The 17,303-nt window shown below is 55.7% G+C and carries 17 protein-coding genes; 12 read left to right on the plus strand and 5 right to left on the minus strand.

Going from position 1 to position 17,303, the window contains the following annotated elements; genetic code table 11:
* Positions 1-631: 631 nt before the first annotated feature.
* A complete protein-coding gene (locus tag B4M48_RS17415; protein WP_039380486.1) occupies positions 632-1,345 on the plus strand; it encodes a polyphenol oxidase family protein in 714 nt (237 codons plus the stop codon).
* 143 nt (positions 1,346-1,488) lie between these two features.
* Here B4M48_RS17415 and idnO read toward each other — a convergent pair whose 3' ends face one another.
* The 3 genes from idnO to B4M48_RS17430 all read right to left on the minus strand — a co-directional run bounded on the left by idnO (position 1,489) and on the right by B4M48_RS17430 (position 4,152).
* A complete protein-coding gene (gene idnO / locus B4M48_RS17420) occupies positions 1,489-2,253 on the minus strand; it encodes a gluconate 5-dehydrogenase (RefSeq protein ID WP_039380488.1) in 765 nt (254 codons plus the stop codon).
* A 9-nt stretch (positions 2,254-2,262) separates the two neighbouring features.
* On the minus strand, positions 2,263-3,294 hold the full coding sequence (gene idnD, locus B4M48_RS17425; RefSeq protein WP_071669196.1) for an L-idonate 5-dehydrogenase: 1,032 nt from the start codon (positions 3,292-3,294) through the stop codon (positions 2,263-2,265).
* Between the two features lie 159 nt (positions 3,295-3,453).
* Positions 3,454-4,152, minus strand: a complete 699-nt coding sequence (locus B4M48_RS17430; RefSeq protein WP_039380492.1) for a response regulator transcription factor — start codon at positions 4,150-4,152, stop codon at positions 3,454-3,456.
* A gap of 696 nt (positions 4,153-4,848) precedes the next feature.
* Between B4M48_RS17430 and B4M48_RS17435 the strand changes: the two genes are divergently transcribed.
* Positions 4,849-6,846, plus strand: coding sequence for an NADPH-dependent 2,4-dienoyl-CoA reductase (locus B4M48_RS17435; RefSeq protein ID WP_288657502.1), 1,998 nt, complete (start codon positions 4,849-4,851; stop codon positions 6,844-6,846).
* On the opposite strand, the gene rlmG is transcribed toward B4M48_RS17435, so the two are convergent.
* The gene (rlmG, locus tag B4M48_RS17440) at positions 6,847-7,965 is read right to left on the minus strand and encodes a 23S rRNA (guanine(1835)-N(2))-methyltransferase RlmG (protein ID WP_250341126.1); all 1,119 of its coding nucleotides are present in this window, start codon (positions 7,963-7,965) and stop codon (positions 6,847-6,849) included.
* Positions 7,966-8,047: 82 nt separating this feature from the next.
* Here rlmG and B4M48_RS17445 point away from each other — a divergent pair, with 82 nt between their 5' ends.
* A complete protein-coding gene (locus B4M48_RS17445) occupies positions 8,048-8,548 on the plus strand; it encodes a M48 family metallopeptidase (protein ID WP_039380498.1) in 501 nt (166 codons plus the stop codon).
* On the opposite strand, the gene B4M48_RS17450 is transcribed toward B4M48_RS17445, so the two are convergent.
* Complete coding sequence (locus B4M48_RS17450) at positions 8,545-10,233, minus strand: chloride channel protein (RefSeq protein WP_288657503.1); 1,689 nt, start codon at positions 10,231-10,233, stop codon at positions 8,545-8,547. The genes B4M48_RS17445 and B4M48_RS17450 overlap by 4 nt on opposite strands.
* A gap of 137 nt (positions 10,234-10,370) precedes the next feature.
* Here B4M48_RS17450 and B4M48_RS17455 point away from each other — a divergent pair, with 137 nt between their 5' ends.
* From B4M48_RS17455 to B4M48_RS17495, 9 genes are all read left to right on the plus strand, one after another.
* Entirely contained in the window at positions 10,371-11,357 is a 987-nt protein-coding gene (locus B4M48_RS17455) for a Gfo/Idh/MocA family protein (RefSeq protein ID WP_039380502.1), read from the plus strand.
* Positions 11,358-11,613: 256 nt separating this feature from the next.
* Positions 11,614-12,582, plus strand: coding sequence for a TerC family protein (locus tag B4M48_RS17460; RefSeq protein ID WP_039385651.1), 969 nt, complete (start codon positions 11,614-11,616; stop codon positions 12,580-12,582).
* 229 nt (positions 12,583-12,811) lie between these two features.
* Positions 12,812-14,047, plus strand: coding sequence for a serine/threonine transporter SstT (gene sstT, locus B4M48_RS17465; protein ID WP_039380504.1), 1,236 nt, complete (start codon positions 12,812-12,814; stop codon positions 14,045-14,047).
* A gap of 558 nt (positions 14,048-14,605) precedes the next feature.
* Positions 14,606-15,280, plus strand: coding sequence for a DedA family protein (locus tag B4M48_RS17470; protein ID WP_039380506.1), 675 nt, complete (start codon positions 14,606-14,608; stop codon positions 15,278-15,280).
* Entirely contained in the window at positions 15,280-15,648 is a 369-nt protein-coding gene (gene mzrA, locus B4M48_RS17475) for an EnvZ/OmpR regulon moderator MzrA (protein WP_039380508.1), read from the plus strand. The genes B4M48_RS17470 and mzrA overlap by 1 nt, the downstream gene beginning before the upstream one ends.
* Positions 15,649-15,819: 171 nt before the next feature.
* A complete protein-coding gene (locus tag B4M48_RS17480) occupies positions 15,820-16,191 on the plus strand; it encodes a DUF1090 domain-containing protein (protein ID WP_139239686.1) in 372 nt (123 codons plus the stop codon).
* A gap of 35 nt (positions 16,192-16,226) precedes the next feature.
* On the plus strand, positions 16,227-16,532 hold the full coding sequence (locus B4M48_RS17485; protein ID WP_039380513.1) for a DUF883 family protein: 306 nt from the start codon (positions 16,227-16,229) through the stop codon (positions 16,530-16,532).
* A 1-nt stretch (position 16,533) separates the two neighbouring features.
* The gene (locus tag B4M48_RS17490; protein ID WP_039380515.1) at positions 16,534-16,932 is read left to right on the plus strand and encodes a phage holin family protein; all 399 of its coding nucleotides are present in this window, start codon (positions 16,534-16,536) and stop codon (positions 16,930-16,932) included.
* A complete protein-coding gene (locus tag B4M48_RS17495) occupies positions 16,929-17,216 on the plus strand; it encodes a YqjK-like family protein (RefSeq protein WP_039380518.1) in 288 nt (95 codons plus the stop codon). Before B4M48_RS17490 ends, B4M48_RS17495 begins: the two co-directional genes overlap by 4 nt.
* Positions 17,217-17,303 lie beyond the last annotated feature (87 nt).

Below are 17,303 nucleotides of genomic sequence, written 5' to 3' on the forward strand. Positions count from 1 at the left end.
GTTTTGTAAAATAAAAGTCAGGAAAGGTAATTAATAAGTCAGTTTAAGCAAGCATATTTAAAAGAGGATAATTAGTTAAAGCGATTATATTTCAATGGATAAAAATCTATAAAAAATAACGCAAGAAGCTGGCTGACAAAAATATACATATTATCTGGCAGCAGCGTGCACCGCGCTGGCTAATAATCGCACTATAACCAGGATAGTTCTTAGTTATTAAAATTAATGCTTAGCGCAATAATCTGTATTACCCGGAAAACATCAAAATTATCCACTCATCGCTGGCGTAAAATCAGGTTATATATCATGAAATGCCGCCAGCGCCTGGCAGCTAACGCAAAATGTAAATATGCGTGGCTCTGACGGTAAAACGTAATCCCCTGCGCCGCCGGGTGTTTTTTCAGTGGTCAAATTATTTACCGTTCCACTCTTTTATGCAGTTACTCCGGCTCTGCCCGGCAATCTCAGCGCAGGCCATCGTGAAACACAGCGCTGTGATACGGGCAGCTATAAGCTGAACGCATGACGTTAGCCGTGATGAGAAAGATATCTGCCGGAGCGCTGTAAAAACGTACCGGTTAACGTAAGCTGTGCGCAGTCGCCGGTTACGTTCAGGTCACAGGAGAGAAGTATGGAGAGTAAAATCTGCGGTCCGCGTTCAGCGCTGCTGGATAGCCTGACATGGCTGGAGTATGCCTTTCAGCCTGCGGGTCTGCCTGCACCTGAGGCTGCCGCTTACGGACATCAGCGTCACAGCGCCCGCGTGGTGTTATCGGGACAAAACCGGCCGCCAAAAAGCTGTGAATCTGACGGTGTGATTGCTGAAGATAACCGTCCGGTAGCGGTTTATACTGCCGACTGCCTGCCGGTGCTGTTTGCCGATCCCGTGCAGCAGCAGGTGGCGGCGATCCATGCCGGGCTGAACGGCACGCTTAGCGGAATTCTGCAAAGCGCGCTGGATGCCCTGCTGGCACGCGGCGCGAGTATCGATACGCTTTGCGTCGCTATCGGTCCGGCCATTGGCCCCTGCTGTTATGAGCTGGGCGAGGATCGTATCCGCCAGATGCAGCAGCGCAGCGATCTGCCGCCGCTGCAGTGGACGCATCAGCAACCCGTGAATCCGCAGGCGGTACGTGCGCAGGCGCAGGCGCAGCAGCAGGGGGCGTGGTTCAGCCTGCCCGGGCTGGCGCGCAGCATCCTGCTAGAGCGCGGACTCGGGCCGGCACAGATTGATGCGGTCAACGTATGTACCTACTGTATGGCCGAGGCGGGATCCAGCTACCGGCGCAATACCCACTTCAGTAGTGGATACCAGTCGCGCTTTTCGTGGATCCGCCGTCGTTAATCGCTTTGCTGCCCTGTGAGCAGCCGGCCCGTGGATAAGCGCGCTAAGCGTCAGCAGAGCCGCGGCTCCAGGCGGCGAGATTGGCGCTTCCTTCTGAATCTCCACTGTTTAAAATGTTGCCAGGCAGGCTCTCGGGCCACGCACTACACGGCTACGCGCATACCGCCATCGACAAACAGCAGATGTCCGTTAACGAAATCTGAGGCGGCAGAGGCCAGAAAGATGGCGGCACCAATCAGCTCTTCCGGCTTACCCCAGCGCGCAGCAGGCGTACGCTTAGTCAGCCAGCCGGTAAACGCGGGATCGTCAGCCAGCGGCTGCGTCATCTCGGTGACAAAGTAGCCCGGCGCAATCGCATTAACCTGAATGTTGTAGCGCGCCAGCTCGACGCACATTCCCCGCGTCAGCATGGTGACCGCCCCTTTAGAGGCCGCATAAGGCGTGATGGTGTCGCGGCCCAGCTCACTCTGCATTGAACCGATATTGATAATTTTGCCGCGCTGGCGCGTTACCATCTGCTGCGCCACTTTTTGCGAGACAAAAAACACGGCGGTCTGGTTTACCGCAATTACGTCGTGCCAGTCCTGTTCAGGAAACTCCAGAAAAGGCCGCCGACGCTGGATGCCGGCGTTATTTACCAGAATATCGATGGCGCCCCACTGTGCTTCAATTTCATCGATCGCCTGATGCACCGCGCCGGAATCGGTTACGTCAAACGCTTTGGCCCGGGCGACGATCCCCTGCTCGCGCAGGGCGGCGGCGGCGCGCTCTGCCCCTTCAGCTGTGGTCGCGTTAATAATCACTTCGGCGCCGGCTTCACCCAGGCCCTGCGCCAGCAGAAACCCGATACCGCGTGCTGAACCGGTCAGCAGTACACGCTTGCCGGCCAGAGAAAAGAGTGCGTTCATAGTATCTCCCTAAAAAGTCAGCTGAACTTTTGCCGCGCGGGTTTTATCGCTGGCAAACTGCAGCGCCGCATCGATATCCTGAAGCGGGTATTCCCCGCTGTAGAGCGGCAGCGGGTTGATAACGCCCTGCGCCAGCCACTCAACTGCCGTATTGAATTCATGCGTAAAACGGAACGATCCCGTCAGATTTATCTCTTTGGCAATCAGCGTCATCAGGGGGAAATCAGGAAATGCGCCGCCCATTCCTACCTGCACCACCGTGCCTCTGGCACACACAACTTCCAGGCAGCGCTGCAGTGACGCCGGATGGCCGGACGCTTCAAACGTAACATCGAAGTAGCCCTTATCCGCCATCCAGCCGGTGAAATCGCCGCTTGCCGCGTTAACTATTTGCGTGGCACCCATTTGCTGCGCCATCTCCAGCGAACGTTCACTGATATCGCTGCAGACAACCTCTGCAGCACCACGCGCCTGCGCGGCAGCGGCAATCAGACAGCCAATTGGCCCGGTGCCGGAGATAAAGATACGCTTACCGGTAAGATCGCCAGCCTGATGCGTGGCGTGAATACAGACCGCGAGCGGCTCAGCAAACACCATCACCTTTTCATCAGCATCCTGTGGAAAAGGCACGCACTGGCTGCTCGCCACCACTTTGTGCCGGGTAAATCCGCCATCGACGTGCGGGACATACATTGCACTGCCAAAAAAGCGCATGGCGGTACACTGGTTCTCCTGCTGGCGCTGACAATATTTGCATTCACCGCAGGGTTTAGCCGGATTGACAGCCACTTTTTGCTGCGGCTGCAGGCGGGGATCGTCGCTTTCAATGACGTAACCAATCACTTCATGCCCGAGTATCATGGGCATTTGCAGCGCAAAGCTGCCCACTTTTCCCTCCTGGTAGTAGTGCAGATCGGAGCCGCAGATTCCGCCGCGCGTAATGCGCACCAGCGTGCCGGAGCCATCCCATTGCACCTGCTGCTGTGCGACACTGACCTGCTTTTTGCCGGTAATAACGCAGGATTGCGTTTCAATATTCATGTTTATCCTGTGAGTCTGATGATGTGACGACTATAAAAACGGGTTAAACAGGATAAAACTGTGATGAACATCACTCAGAACGATGTTACAGAAAAGATGTTACCGGGAACGTGAACTGGCTATCAGGTTGCTGCGCTCGGGCGCGGCCGCCCTGCGCGATTACCGGGCTGACAGCAGCTCCCGGCTATATTTAAATAGTTCCGAATCTGAACGGACGCCGAGCTTTTTCAGCGCCGACTGCTTCTGCCCGCTTACCGTCTTCCGGCTTCGTCTGAACTTGGCCGCAATCTGTGAAACGCTCATGCCATCAAGAAAGCAGCGGATCACTTCTGCTTCACGCGGGCTTAATAATCTTATTTTTTCGTGAAGAACCGGCTTACAGCTGATACAGAAATCATCGTCCGCCTTTTTTCCGGAAATGGCATACAGCGTCTGGATCTCTTCAGCAAGGTGCGTGGCTAAAAACAGGTTATTCTCAGCAACGGATCTGACCGCCGCCAGTACCTCTTCAAAGGGATGGCTTTTACCGATAAACCCGTTTACGCCGGCCCGGAGTACCATTCTTGCTACCGCCGGGCTTTCGGCAGAGGTTAAAACCAGCATTTTCTGCATCGGATAGTGATTACGTATTTGCTTTATTAGCGTCAGGCCATCAATTTCACGCTCGCCCAGCAGGAAATCCAGAATCAGAACATCAACACTGTGTGTACTTAACGCGCTGAAAAGCTCGCTGCCGGAAGACCAGGCAGCAACAAGGTGAATATCGGGATGGTTTTTCAGACATAGCTCAAAAACCAGACGAATCATAGGATGACCGTCAAGAACAGCAATACGGACTGGCTGAGTGTTTAAATCCAATCTGCCTCTCCTCTAAAAGTATATGACAGGTAAAAGGGCTATATCGTTTAACCTTTTCAGTTAACTCAGTGGTAATAGCAGGAAAATCACCTTCACAATGTGATTATTCAGGTAATTATATAAAACCGATAAATAAAAAATTATTAAGATATGGAATTAACTGCTTCACAAATAAAATAAAGGATAATCCATCCAGAAAAAGAGGCACCCTGGCTGCTGGCTGCCGCTAACTGTGCGGGCTGGCGCGCAATAAATATATCACTCATCCGATCGCACCATTCAGCTGCGCGCTATGATTAACAAGCATCATTAATAACATTAAAATAGCGGTTAAAATGATAAATTCTCTGTCTGACTCTATCTGAAGACTTATTTCCAGATTACTTTCCCGCTATAATATTTAAAACTCAGGCGAGTTGCGATGAACACAGGTTGCCGCGGTCTGATAATTACCCGGCGTTTCCGGAAAAAGGAATCCATGATGATATATAAAAAGTGCTAAGTCATTAGCCCTGTACTCTGGCCCTTTCAGGGCGCGCCGGTCCTTCCCGTGCGTAACGAAGACAAGCTGATACTTCGTACGTAACCTGCCGCCCTGCTTTTTTTGACGTCTCTCACAAGCTCAGCGTCCCCCTCTTCCATCATGCGCGATTACCGTTAGAGTTAACTCATCCGACCACTTTCGAGTACCCGATCATGATCGAGCACTACCCCTGCTTATTTACGCCTCTCGATCTGGGATTTACCCGGTTAAAAAATCGTTTTCTGATGGGCTCAATGCATACCGGACTGGAGGAGCACCCTGACGGGGCGGAGCGACTGGCCGCTTTTTATGCTGAGCGCGCACGCGAGGGCGTGGCGCTAATTGTAACCGGCGGCGTCGCGCCGAATGCGCAGGGTGTGGTGGCACAGGGTGGTGCGATGCTGACCGATGAAAGTCAGTTCGGCTGGCATCGTCAGATCACGACGGCGGTCCATGCGCAGGGCGGAAAAATCGCGCTGCAGATACTGCATGCCGGACGCTACAGCTATCAGCGTGCGCTGGTAGGCCCTTCCGCACTCCAGGCGCCTATTAATCCTTTTACTCCGCATGCGCTGAGCGAAGCAGAAATTGAACAGACGATTGCCGATTTTGCCCGCTGCGCCCGTCTGGCACAGCAGGCGGGCTATGATGGCGTAGAGATCATGGGCTCCGAGGGGTATCTGATTAATCAGTTTCTGACGGCGCAGACTAACCAGCGCACTGACGCCTGGGGAGGCGATGTGCAGCGGCGGCAGCGCTTCGCCCGTGAAGTGACGCAGGCGGTACGCCACGCCACAGGCGAAGACTTTATTGTTATTTTCCGGCTGTCGCTGCTCGACCTGGTGCAGCACGGCAGCACGCTGGATGAAACGCTGATGCTGGCTGAAGCGCTGGAAGCGTGTGGCGTGACGCTGTTCAACAGCGGTATTGGCTGGCATGAAGCGCGCATCCCGACGATAGCCACCTGTGTCCCGCGAGCCGGCTTTGCCTGGGTAACCCGCCACCTGCGCGAACGCGTATCCGTACCGGTGATTGCCACCAACCGGATCAACCACCCTGACGTGGCTGAAGCCCTGCTGCGCGACGGGACTGCTGATATGGTTTCAATGGCACGGCCGTTTCTGGCGGATGCCGCGTTTGTCTCCAAAACAGCGCAGGGTCAGCCTGAAGCTATCAATACCTGTATTGCATGTAATCAGGCGTGCCTCGATCAGATTTTTGCAGGCAACGTGACATCCTGCCTGGTCAATCCGCGCGCCTGCCACGAAACTCTGATGCCGGTTGTACCAGCCACGCAGCCGAAGCAGCTGGCTGTCGTTGGCGCCGGTCCGGCAGGTATGGCTTTTGCCCTGCAGGCGGCTCAGCGCGGGCATCAAGTAACGCTCTATGAAGCGGAGGCGGAGATTGGCGGGCAGTTTGGTATCGCCCGACAGATCCCGGGTAAAGAGGAGTTTAGCGAAACCCTGCGCTACTTCCGCCATCAGCTTGCGGCAGCGAAGGTGACGCTGCGGCTTAACCACCGGGTCTGTGCCGAAGAGCTGACAGACGCGGATGAAATTATCATTGCTACCGGCGTAACGCCGCGTCAGCTCTCTATTCCTGGCATCGATCATGCCAGCGTGATCGGCTATCTGGATCTTCTGCGCCATAAAAAACCGGTGGGTCAGCGCATCGCCATTATCGGCGCAGGCGGTATCGGTTTTGATACGGCCGCCTATTTACTCCATTCATCAGAGGATTTTTACCAGCGCTGGGGAATCGATCGCACGCTGCAGGCGCGCGGTGGCATTGTTCCTGCCCGGCCACCCTCTCCCGGCCGGCAAATCTGGCTGCTGCAGCGTAAAGGCGGGAAGCCCGGAGCGGGCCTGGCGAAAACCACCGGCTGGATCCACCGCGCCAGCCTGCAGGCGCACGGCGTAGAGATGTGGGGGGATGTGGAATATCTGCGCATTGACGATGCAGGGCTGCATCTGCGTCACCAGGGTAAACCGGTCACGCTGGCCGTGGATAATATTGTGGTTTGCGCCGGTCAGGAGCCGCTGCGCCTGCTGGCTGACGAGCTGACCGCACGCGGCAAACCGGTGCGGGTGATCGGCGGCGCAGATGTGGCGCAGGAGCTGGACGCGCGGCGGGCTATTGCACAGGCTACCGCGCTGGCGCTGAGTCTGTGATCAGCGCAGTTTGACCGCGCGCAGCACCACAAACTTGGCGCTGGACGCCACCAGTTCGCAGTTACCAAACAGCTTCTTCATCTTCTGGTGATAGCCGAGGTGCCGGTTGCCCACGATGCGCAGCTCACCGCCATACTGCAGGCAGCGCTTTGCGTCGCGCAGCATCTGCCACGCCAGGTGATCGGTAACCGCATGCTGCTGGTGGAACGGCGGATTGCACAACACCGCATGCAGCCGGTCGGAGGGAAAGCCGCTCAGCACATTATTAACGCGGAACTGACTGCGCGACAGATCCTGCGGGCGGTTAACCCTGACGTTCAGCTCGCTGGAGGCGACCGCCATATAAGATTCATCATAAAACAGTACCTCAGCCTGCGGATTCTGCTCCAGTGCCATTAAGCCAATCACGCCGTTGCCGCAGCCGAGATCCATGATTTCGCCTTCAATATTGTGTGGCAAATGCTGCATAAACAGCCGCGCGCCAATATCCAGCGAAGTGCGTGAAAAGACGTTGGCGTGGTTATGGATCTGGTAAGGCGTCTCATCGAGTGGCCAGACGGTAGTGTCCGCCGCCTCAGCCAGCGCCGGGGCGCTGTAACGGCTGTAGATCAGACGCGCTTTTTTCCAGGCCAGCGACGTTTTACCCTCACCCAGAATTCGCTCAAACAGCTGCAGGGTAGAGTTATGAATATCTTTTGCTTTGGCTGCCGCCAGAATCAGCGTCTCTGGCGTGGCCACGCTGCGCAGCGCACGCAGCTGATGCTCCAGCAGCGCCAGCGCTTTGGGAATTTTGATTAAGACAGCAGCAGGCGCCGCAGGCAGCGCGCTCAGGCTGTCAATAAAGTGAATGCGATCGTCAGACAAACCATTTAAGCGCAGATTCTGTCTGGCTGCCTGCTGGCTCAGCCAGGAGTCGCTGACGTGCCAGATCTCCCGATCCTGCAGGCCACAGGTTAATGCCCCAAAGCTGTCATTGAACACCAGCACCGGACCTTCCGGCAGCGTCTGCTGCAGCAGATATTCATCGGCAGCATCCCACGCCTGTAACGGGCTCTCTTCGCGCATCGGCGGAAAGCGCTCCAGCGTAAGGGTGCTATGGGTCAGTTCAAGTTGGCTCATGGGATCTCCGGCGTGGTACACTTTGCGCAATTTTCGCCCTGAAAAGGGGGGCGCAGTATACTGTCTTTCGTCAGGAATCCCAATGTCATTAATTTATCTGCAGGGTTACCCTGAAAATATCCTCGAACAGGTGCAAATGCTGATTGATCATCAGCGATTAGGCGCGTTCCTGCAGCAGCGCTATCCCGAGACGCATGATGTGGTCAGCGATCGCGCGCTGTATGACTACACGCAGGCGATAAAAAATCGCTATATGCGCAGCGCACCTCCGGTAAGCAAAATCCTCTGGGATAATAAAATCAAAGTGATGAAGCATGCGCTGGGGCTGCACACGGCCATTTCCCGCGTACAGGGCGGCAACCTGAAAGCTAAAGCGGAGATCCGCATCTCCACCTTTTTCCGCCTTGCTCCTGAGCCTTTCCTGCGCATGATTGTGGTGCACGAACTCGCCCACCTCAAAGAGAAAGATCACAGCAAAGCGTTCTATCAGCTCTGCTGCCATATGGAGCCTGACTATCATCAGCTGGAATTTGACGCGCGCCTGTGGATGACCGATCAGGCGATGCGCGGCAACGCAGCTTAAAGAAACTCCTGTGCTTTCTGAATCAGACTGGTTTTGGTCAGGGCGCCCATAAAACGACGCTCCTGCGGATTATTCAGCACCGGCAGCCGCTCGAGCGTCACGCGTGAAAATGCCTCCCACCCTTCGCGCATGCTCTGTCCCTGAAAAATGCAGGGAAAGTTGCTATCCATGACGGTGCTGACCGGCGAGTCCAGAGTGATCTCCTGCGCCAGTACCTTGCGCGAGATCTCGTGAATGGAGACCACGCCCAGAAACTGCCCCGCCTGATTCAGTACGTAAACATAGCGTTCACGCTTCAGCGAGCTGACCGCCAGCGCCTGTCCGATCGACTCTTCCGGCTGCAGCGCTGCACCGGGAATAATCAGCTGGTCGACACGCATATGGTCAAAATCATACCAGGCTTCAGAACGGCTCAGGTGATGGCTGACCACCGGATAGGTGCTGGCGGACTGCAGGCGGTAGACCACCATTGAAGCCAGGACCGAGGCGATCATCAGCGGAAACAGCAGGCTGCTGTTAAGCGTCATCTCCAGTACCATCAGCATCGCCATCAGCGGAGCCTGACTGACAGCGGCCAGCACGGCGGCCATGCCTATTGCTGCATAGAGCAGCGTATCGCCCACCGGCAGCTGCAGCGCGGCTGCGCTCTGCGCCAGAATCACCCCGAGCAGGGCGCCAATCAGCAGCGAGGGCGTAAACAGTCCGCCGACGGCATTTGAGCCTACGGAGAGGGTTGTCGCCAGGGTTTTGAGCAGCAGCAGCAGCAGCAGTCCGGTGATGACATAGTGCCCCTCAATGATCTTCACAATCACTTCATAGCCGTTGCCGAGAATATCCGTGGAGAGCAGCGCCAGCAGGCCGACAGCGACGCCTCCTGCGCCAAGCCGCAGCGGCAGCGATCGCACGCGGCTGAATAGCCGCCGGCTGCGGCCAATCAGCGCGATCAGCAGCCAGCCGGCAACGCCTGCTACCAGACCAATCAGCACTGTCATCAGCAGGCTCACTCCATCCATCTGAAACAGCGTATCGGCAAGCGGATAAAGCGCATTGCGAAAACCCAGCGCCCACATGGTCATCACCGCCACCGCAGAGGCGACAATCAGCGGGATCAGTCGCTGCAGGGCTGAAATACCAAAAGCAATTTCAGCAACAAAGATCGCCGAGGCAAGTGGCGCGTGGTAAACCGAGGAGAGGCCCGCTGCTGCCGCCATGGCGACAATGTCGCTGTTGCGCAGATTGAGCGATGCCGGCAGCCAGCGTCCCAGCAGACTGCCGCTGAGCGCTGAGAGCTGTACCATCGGCCCCTCTTTACCGATTGAAGCGCCGCTGCCAATGCTGGCGATTGAAGAGAGCGCGCGAAACAGTGAGGTGCGCGTCGGCACGGCATCCAGCCTGGCGTTAATCACTTCCAGGTAGTCTGTTTTTACCGTTTGCTGCTGCTCAATTGCGACGGCATAGCGCAGGAACCAGCCCGCCAGTACGCCGCCGCCGCCCACCAGCAGCGGCCAGAAGATCCACGGCCAGACGTGCATCGCCACGGTGATCTCATGGTCACTGTTAAACAGCAGCTGGTTAATCACATCGATAATGCCACGAAACGCCAGCGTCACCAGCGAGGCCATCAGCCCCACCGGAATGGCGATCAGCAGCGTGGTCCAGTTTAATGCATGTTTGCTTCCGCTCACCCGGCTCTCCCGTTCGCAGGCTTTCAGACACAGGGGCTCACTATATTGGAATGCGGATCGCAGGATCAAATAGTGCCGGCAGGTTTCCTGCCGCCGCGTGCTACCCTGCGGCTTTATTTTGTCTGGAGAGCAGACCTGTGATTCGCTTTGCCATTGTCGGCACCAACTGGATTACCCGTCAGTTTATTGACGCAGCACATGAGAGCGGCAGGTTTACGCTCAGCGCAGTCTATTCACGCAGCCAGCAGCAGGCTGACGCCTTTGCCGCAGATTACGCCTGTCCGCTCACGTTCACCTCACTGGAGGCTCTGGCGGCATGCCAGGATATCGACGCGGTCTATATCGCCAGCCCGAATGCACTGCACTGCGAACAGGCGCTGCTGTTTATGTCTCACGGTAAGCATGTAATCTGCGAGAAACCGCTGGCCTCCACGCTGCGTGAAGCCGAAGCGATGATCGCCTGCGCTCAACAGCATCAGGTTGTGCTGTTTGAAGCCTTTAAAACCGCCAGCCTGCCTAATTTTCTGCAGCTGCAGCGCACCCTGCCGCAGCTGGGCACGCTGCGTAAGGCGCTGTTCAGCTACTGTCAGTACTCTTCCCGTTACCCGCGCTATCTTGCCGGTGAAAACCCGAATACGTTTGACCCGCGCTGGTCCAATGGCTCCATCATGGATATCGGCTATTACTGCCTCGCTGCTGCCGTCACGCTGTGGGGTGCGCCACAGCGCGTCACGGCTGAAGCCACGCTGCTGGCGAGCGGCACAGATGCGCACGGCACCGTGATACTTCACTATGGCGAGTTCGACGTCACTCTGCTGCACTCCAAAGTCAGCAACTCCGCTATTCCGAGCGAAATTCAGGGAGAGGAGGGTTCGCTGCTTATTGAGAAACTGGCAGAGTGCCAGCAGCTGCGGCTACTGCCACGCAGCGGTGTTGAGCAGAATCTGACGCAGCCGCAGCACAGCAATACGATGCGCTATGAAGCAGAGGTGTTTGCCAGTCTGGTGGAAACGCAGCAGACCGCACACCCTGGCCTTGAAATTTCGCGGCTGACAGCAGCGCTGCTGACCACCATCCGCCAGCAGACCGGCGTGATATTTCCCGCCGATCGCCAGGAAGTGTAAATATTGCTAAATATGACTGGTCCTGCATTGCATCGGAGTGCGGCTGCGCTATTTTTTTCTAAGCAAAGGGGAGTAACTTGTCAGCTGATTGATCGTCATTACGATGTGTAGCGCATCCGGTCGTCAGGCAACCCGGAAGTGATTCTGTGTTGTAAGTGAGACCTTGCCGGAAGGCGAGGAGCGCTTGCAGCGTAATGAAAGCGGCTTACGTCTTCTGACGGAGCCGTTTTTTTTAACTTTCGCACAGGACACCATTATGCAATCGATAGGCACACCGTTACTCTGGGGCAGCTTTACCGTTGTTGTGCTGATTATGCTGGCGATCGATCTGCTGCTGCAGGGCCGGCGCGGCGCACAAACTATGTCGTTCAGACAGGCGGCTATCTGGTCGCTGATCTGGGTTTCCGTTTCACTGCTGTTTGCTGCCGCTTTCTGGTGGTATCTCGATACGCACGCCGGGCGCGAGGTTGCCACTACGCAGACGCTCGCTTTCCTGACCGGATACGTGCTGGAAAAAGCGCTGGCGGTGGATAACGTCTTTGTCTGGCTGATGCTGTTCAGCTACTTTGCTATTCCGCCCCAGCTGCAGCGGCGCGTCCTGATTTACGGCGTGCTGGGTGCCATTGTCTTGCGTACCATCATGATCTTTGCCGGCAGCTGGCTGGTCATGCAGTTCAGCTGGATCCTCTATATTTTCGGCGCGTTTCTGCTGTTTACCGGCATTAAGATGGCGCTGGCGCGCGAGGATGACACGGCCGTGGGTGATAAGCCGGTGGTGCGCTGGCTGCGTCAGCATCTGCGCATGACCGATTCGCTGGAGGGTGAGAAATTTTTTATTCGCCGTAACGGCGTACTGTTTGCCACCCCGCTGCTGCTGGTTCTGATTATGGTCGAGCTCAGCGATGTGATTTTTGCTGTCGACAGTATTCCGGCTATTTTTGCGGTAACCACCGATCCCTTTATTGTGCTGACCTCTAACCTATTTGCCATACTCGGCCTGCGCGCCATGTATTTCCTGCTGTCGAATGTGGCTGAGCGCTTCTCTATGCTGAAATATGGGCTGGCTATCGTGCTGGTGTTTATCGGCATCAAAATGCTCATCGTCGAGTTTTACCACATTCCGGTCGCTGTCTCACTCAGCGTGGTGGGCATTATTCTGGGTGGAACGCTGCTGATCAACGCCTGGGTTAACCGGCGAAATGACCGCCGGCGCATCTCGCCATAATCTTCTGCAGGGGCGTAAATCGCCCCTGCTTTATTTCGCCTCAATGAAACTTTCCCTTTTTTATCTCTGTCACACTTCCTCTGTTTAGCAGATTGAAAAATCGATCCCGCACGCAAAGCCGGAATTATCGCTTTTCTCACCAGCACTTTTCCTTATACTCCGCCGGGCAAACCCTCTGGCGCGGAATAAACGCGCACCACACTCATGACCGATAGTAAAAGATCACGATATGCAAAATAACCTTTCCAGAGTGGCAGGCGTGCTGTTTAAAGGCAGCCTGGTCAAACAAATCATGGTGGGCCTGGTCGCTGGCGTAGCGCTGGCGTGGCTGTCGCGCGATGCCGCATTAGCCGCCGGCCTGCTGGGTGAACTCTTTGTCCGGGCACTGAAAGCCGTCGCGCCGCTGCTGGTTCTGGTGCTGGTCATCGCGTCCATTGCTAACCATCAGCAGGGACAGAAAACCAATATCCGTCCCATCATTATGCTTTATCTGCTCAGCACCCTGTTTGCCGCGATGATCGCGGTGATTTTCAGCCACCTCTTTCCGCAGACGCTGTCACTCGCCGCCGGTAACACGACAATTACGCCGCCTTCCGGGATCACCGAGGTGCTGCATGGCCTGCTGATGAGCATGGTGGCTAATCCGTTCGAAGCGCTGATGAACGCGAACTACATCGGCATTCTGGTCTGGGCGCTGGGCCTTGGCCTTGCATTTCGTCATGCCAGTCCCGGCACCAAAGATTTTTTAAATGACGCCTCACACGCGGCAACCTGGGTCGTACGCTGTGTGATCCGCTGCGCGCCACTGGGCATCTTTGGCCTGGTCGCCTCCATTCTGGCCTCTACCGGCTTTGGGGCGCTGTGGGAATATGGCAGCCTGCTGGTCCTGCTGATTGGCTGCATGCTGTTCATGGCACTGATTGTGAACCCGCTGCTGGTGTATCAGAAAATCCGGCGTAATCCCTATCCACTGGTATTTACCTGCATTCGTGAAAGCGGCGTGACGGCTTTCTTTACCCGCAGCTCGGCCGCCAATATCCCGGTGAACATGGCGCTGGCAAAACGACTCAACCTTGATGAAGACACCTACTCCGTATCAATTCCGCTGGGTGCGACGATCAGCATGGCGGGCGCATCTATTACGATTACCGTACTGACGCTGGCTGCGGTGCATACGCTGGGCATCAATGTCGATGTACCGACAGCGATTCTGCTAAGCCTGGTTGCCACGCTGTGCGCCTGTGGTGCCTCCGGCGTAGCGGGTGGCTCATTGCTGTTAATCCCGGTGGCCTGCAATATGTTCGGCATTCCTAACGACCTGGCCATGCAGGTGGTGGCCGTTGGGTTTATTATCGGTGTGCTGCAGGATTCAGCAGAAACGGCCCTGAACTCCTCAACCGACATTCTGTTTACTGCGGCTGTCTGCCAGGCAGAAGCGGAACGCCAGCCCGGCGCCGCGACCTGACCTCTCCTCTGCGGCGCACACTGTGCGCCGCGCGCTTTCATAGCCGCTGTGCTGCCATCCTTCCCTTCTGCCTCATGTAACAAACTGCTGCCATAAACTGGCAATGTTGCCATATCTGGAAAATACTAAGCGGTGGCGGCGCAACGTTACGCTAAATCACACGGCTTCTGCCCGTAACTGCAACTTGTTTGCCGCAGGCCGGCGAATCAAGCCGAACAGCGTAAAAACGGCCACGTTTGTACATTCTGAACCTGCAGACGGGGTCAGATAATCTGCAATAGTGTCAGCTCGTGTAAAGCTCCTTTTACTCCTGGCAGCAAAGGGTAAAACTCCACTACAACGGACATAATGCACTGTCTGAATTGGGAAGTATTTGTTACAGTTATCGCCCTTTTTTTACCATTTGCGACAAGGGCGTCAGAAAGTCGCTGATTTAACACGCATAGCCGCATGGATACGGACCCCTGCTCAGGTGGCATACCCAAAATGTATAACTCACCTCTGCCTGCGCTTTAGCCCCTGATGGGCTCGTTTAACAATGATGTTCGGGAAAGATTGATGGATATTTTGAAAGCACTGCTGCATGCCCTGTGGCAGCAGGATTATGAGATGCTCTCTGACCCCACGCTGGTGTGGGCGATCTACGGCTTACTGTTCATGATCCTGTTTCTTGAAAATGGCCTGCTTCCTGCCGCCTTCCTGCCCGGTGACAGCCTGCTGATCCTTGTCGGCGTGCTGATTGCCAAAGGCACAATGAGTTTTCCCCTGACGCTGCTGGTTCTCACCACAGGTGCCAGCCTCGGCTGCTGGGTAAGTTATATCCAGGGGCGATGGCTGGGTAATACCCCTACCGTACAGAAATGGCTTTCGCACCTGCCGGCACAATACCACCAGCGCGCCCACAGCCTGTTCCATCGTCACGGTCTCTCTGCCCTGTTGATTGGGCGCTTTATTGCGTTTGTACGCACGCTGCTGCCCACCATTGCAGGGTTATCTGGTTTGAGTAATGCGCGCTTTCAGTTCTTTAACTGGATGAGTGGCTTCCTGTGGGTATTGATCCTGACCGTACTTGGCTTTGCACTGGGCAAAACACCGCTGTTTCGCCGTTATGAAGATGAGCTGATGTTTTTTCTGATGATGCTGCCGCTGGCGCTGCTGGTCATCGGCCTGATCGGCTCGCTGGTCGTACTGTGGCGTAAGCGTCAGGCAGGACAAAACGGGAAAGCGCAGTAATGAAAACAGGACGTCTCTTTACCCGACCGCTGCTGCCGTGGCTGTGCGGCGGCCTGCTGCTGCTGCTCGCGGCCGGGGCTGCTCCACTGCTGTGGCAACATGAAACCGTGGTACAAATTCGCGTGGCGCATAGCGGCACCAATCTGCCGGATGGCTTTTATCTTTATCAGCAGCTCTCTGCCCAGGGCGTGCGCATTAAAAGTATTACGCCAGCAGGAGATGCGCTGGTGATCCACTTTGAAGATGAAGAACAGAGTCTGGCGGCGCAGAAGGTATTACGCCGCTTATTACCACAGGGTTTTGTTGTGGCCGCTGGCCCGCAGGCCTCACAGCAACCGCGCGACACCAATCCCCCGACCTACAGCTAATCCGATCGTCTGACCTGCGGTCAGACGATACTTTTTCTCCGCTATCTCTTCGTCTTTTTTGAATTTTTGCCCCGGCTGACTATGCTTAACGTTAGCACACGCCGACGCGACGCCGGGATACGCTCCTGTCTGGCAGACGGCAGTTCATCAACAATGGAAGGTGTGAACGTGATGAAACAACTTCTTCTGGGTGCCATGCTTATCTCCTGCTCTGGCTCTCTGCTGGCGGCAGAGTCGCTGTGTCAGCAAAAAGAGCGCGATATCCGGCATGAGATTGCGATGGCAAAACAGCATGATAATCAGCGCCGGGTAAACGGACTGGAACGGGCGCTGACAGAAGTTCGCGCCAGCTGCAGCGATCGGCAGCTGAAATCAGCGCACTCAGAGCGTCTGAAGTCGCAGCAGAACAAGGTGGCCGAGCGCGAGCAGGAGCTGCAGAAAGCGCGCGACGACAGGGATGACAAAGACAAAATTGAAAAACGTGAACGCAAGCTGGATGAGGCACGACAGGAGCTGAAAAAGCTTGCTGCAGAGCCTTACTAATCGGACATAAATAATTGAAGTAATGGAGAACTCTCATGGCTAAAGACACCACATCTGAACATCTGCGCGCCGAACTGAAAAATCTGGCCGACACCCTGGAAGAAGTATTAAGCAGCTCTGCAGACAAATCCCGTAGCGAGCTGGATCGCCTGCGTCACAAAGCGCGCGGCGCACTGGAAAGTTCACGCGAGCGTCTGGGTGATTCCGGTGAGCGTATTGCCAAATCCACGCGTGAAGCCGCAGAGAAAGCGGAAGACTATGTGCGTGAGAACCCGTGGCACGGCGTTGGCGTTGGCGCAGCCGTGGGCGTGCTGATTGGCATTCTGATTTCGCGTCGTTGATATGAACGATTCTCAGCAAAGCCACGGCCCGGGCAAAGGGGTCTTTAACATCGGTCAGCGCGTGGTAACTACGCTGGTCAGTATGGTCGAGACGCGTGTCCGGCTGGCCGTTGTTGAGCTGGAAGAAGAGAAAGCCAATCTGATCCAGATGCTGATCATGATTGGCCTGACCATGCTGTTTACGGCATTTGGGTTGATGAGCCTGATGGTATTAATCATCTGGGCGGTTGATGCACAATACCGGCTGATGGCAATCGGAGTGACCACAGGCGTACTGTTTTTGCTTGCGCTGATTTTTGGTCTGTGGACGCTGCGTAAATCGCGTCAGTCGACGCTGCTGCGTCATACCCGTAAAGAGCTCGATTCCGATCGTAAACTACTGGAGGAGGACCGCTCATGAGCAGTCGCCATGAACGCGAAGCCCGCATTCATGAACTCCTTAATACGGTTCAGCAGCAGCGTCTCGATTTGAGCGCAGCGGGACGTGACTGGCTGGAAAATACAGCCCGCTATGACCGCGGCTGGCTGACGCTGGTCAGCTGTCGCCGCTATCTGGCAATAGGCAGCAGCGCGCTGGCCATCTGGTCAGTGCGCAGTCCTAACCGGCTGCTGCGCCTCGTTAAACGCGGCTTCGGCCTGTGGAGCACCTGGCGCATGATTAAATCCTCCATGCCGGGGCGCTAACCGCTCTATAAAAAACCGGACCAGCAGGTCCGGTTTTTTTTCGTCAGAATTCCTGAATAACTTCGACAGTTTATCTTGCTTACAACC

Source organism: Pantoea sp. UBA6567 (genome assembly GCF_002434165.1).
Taxonomy (GTDB): domain Bacteria; phylum Pseudomonadota; class Gammaproteobacteria; order Enterobacterales; family Enterobacteriaceae; genus Pantoea; species Pantoea eucrina.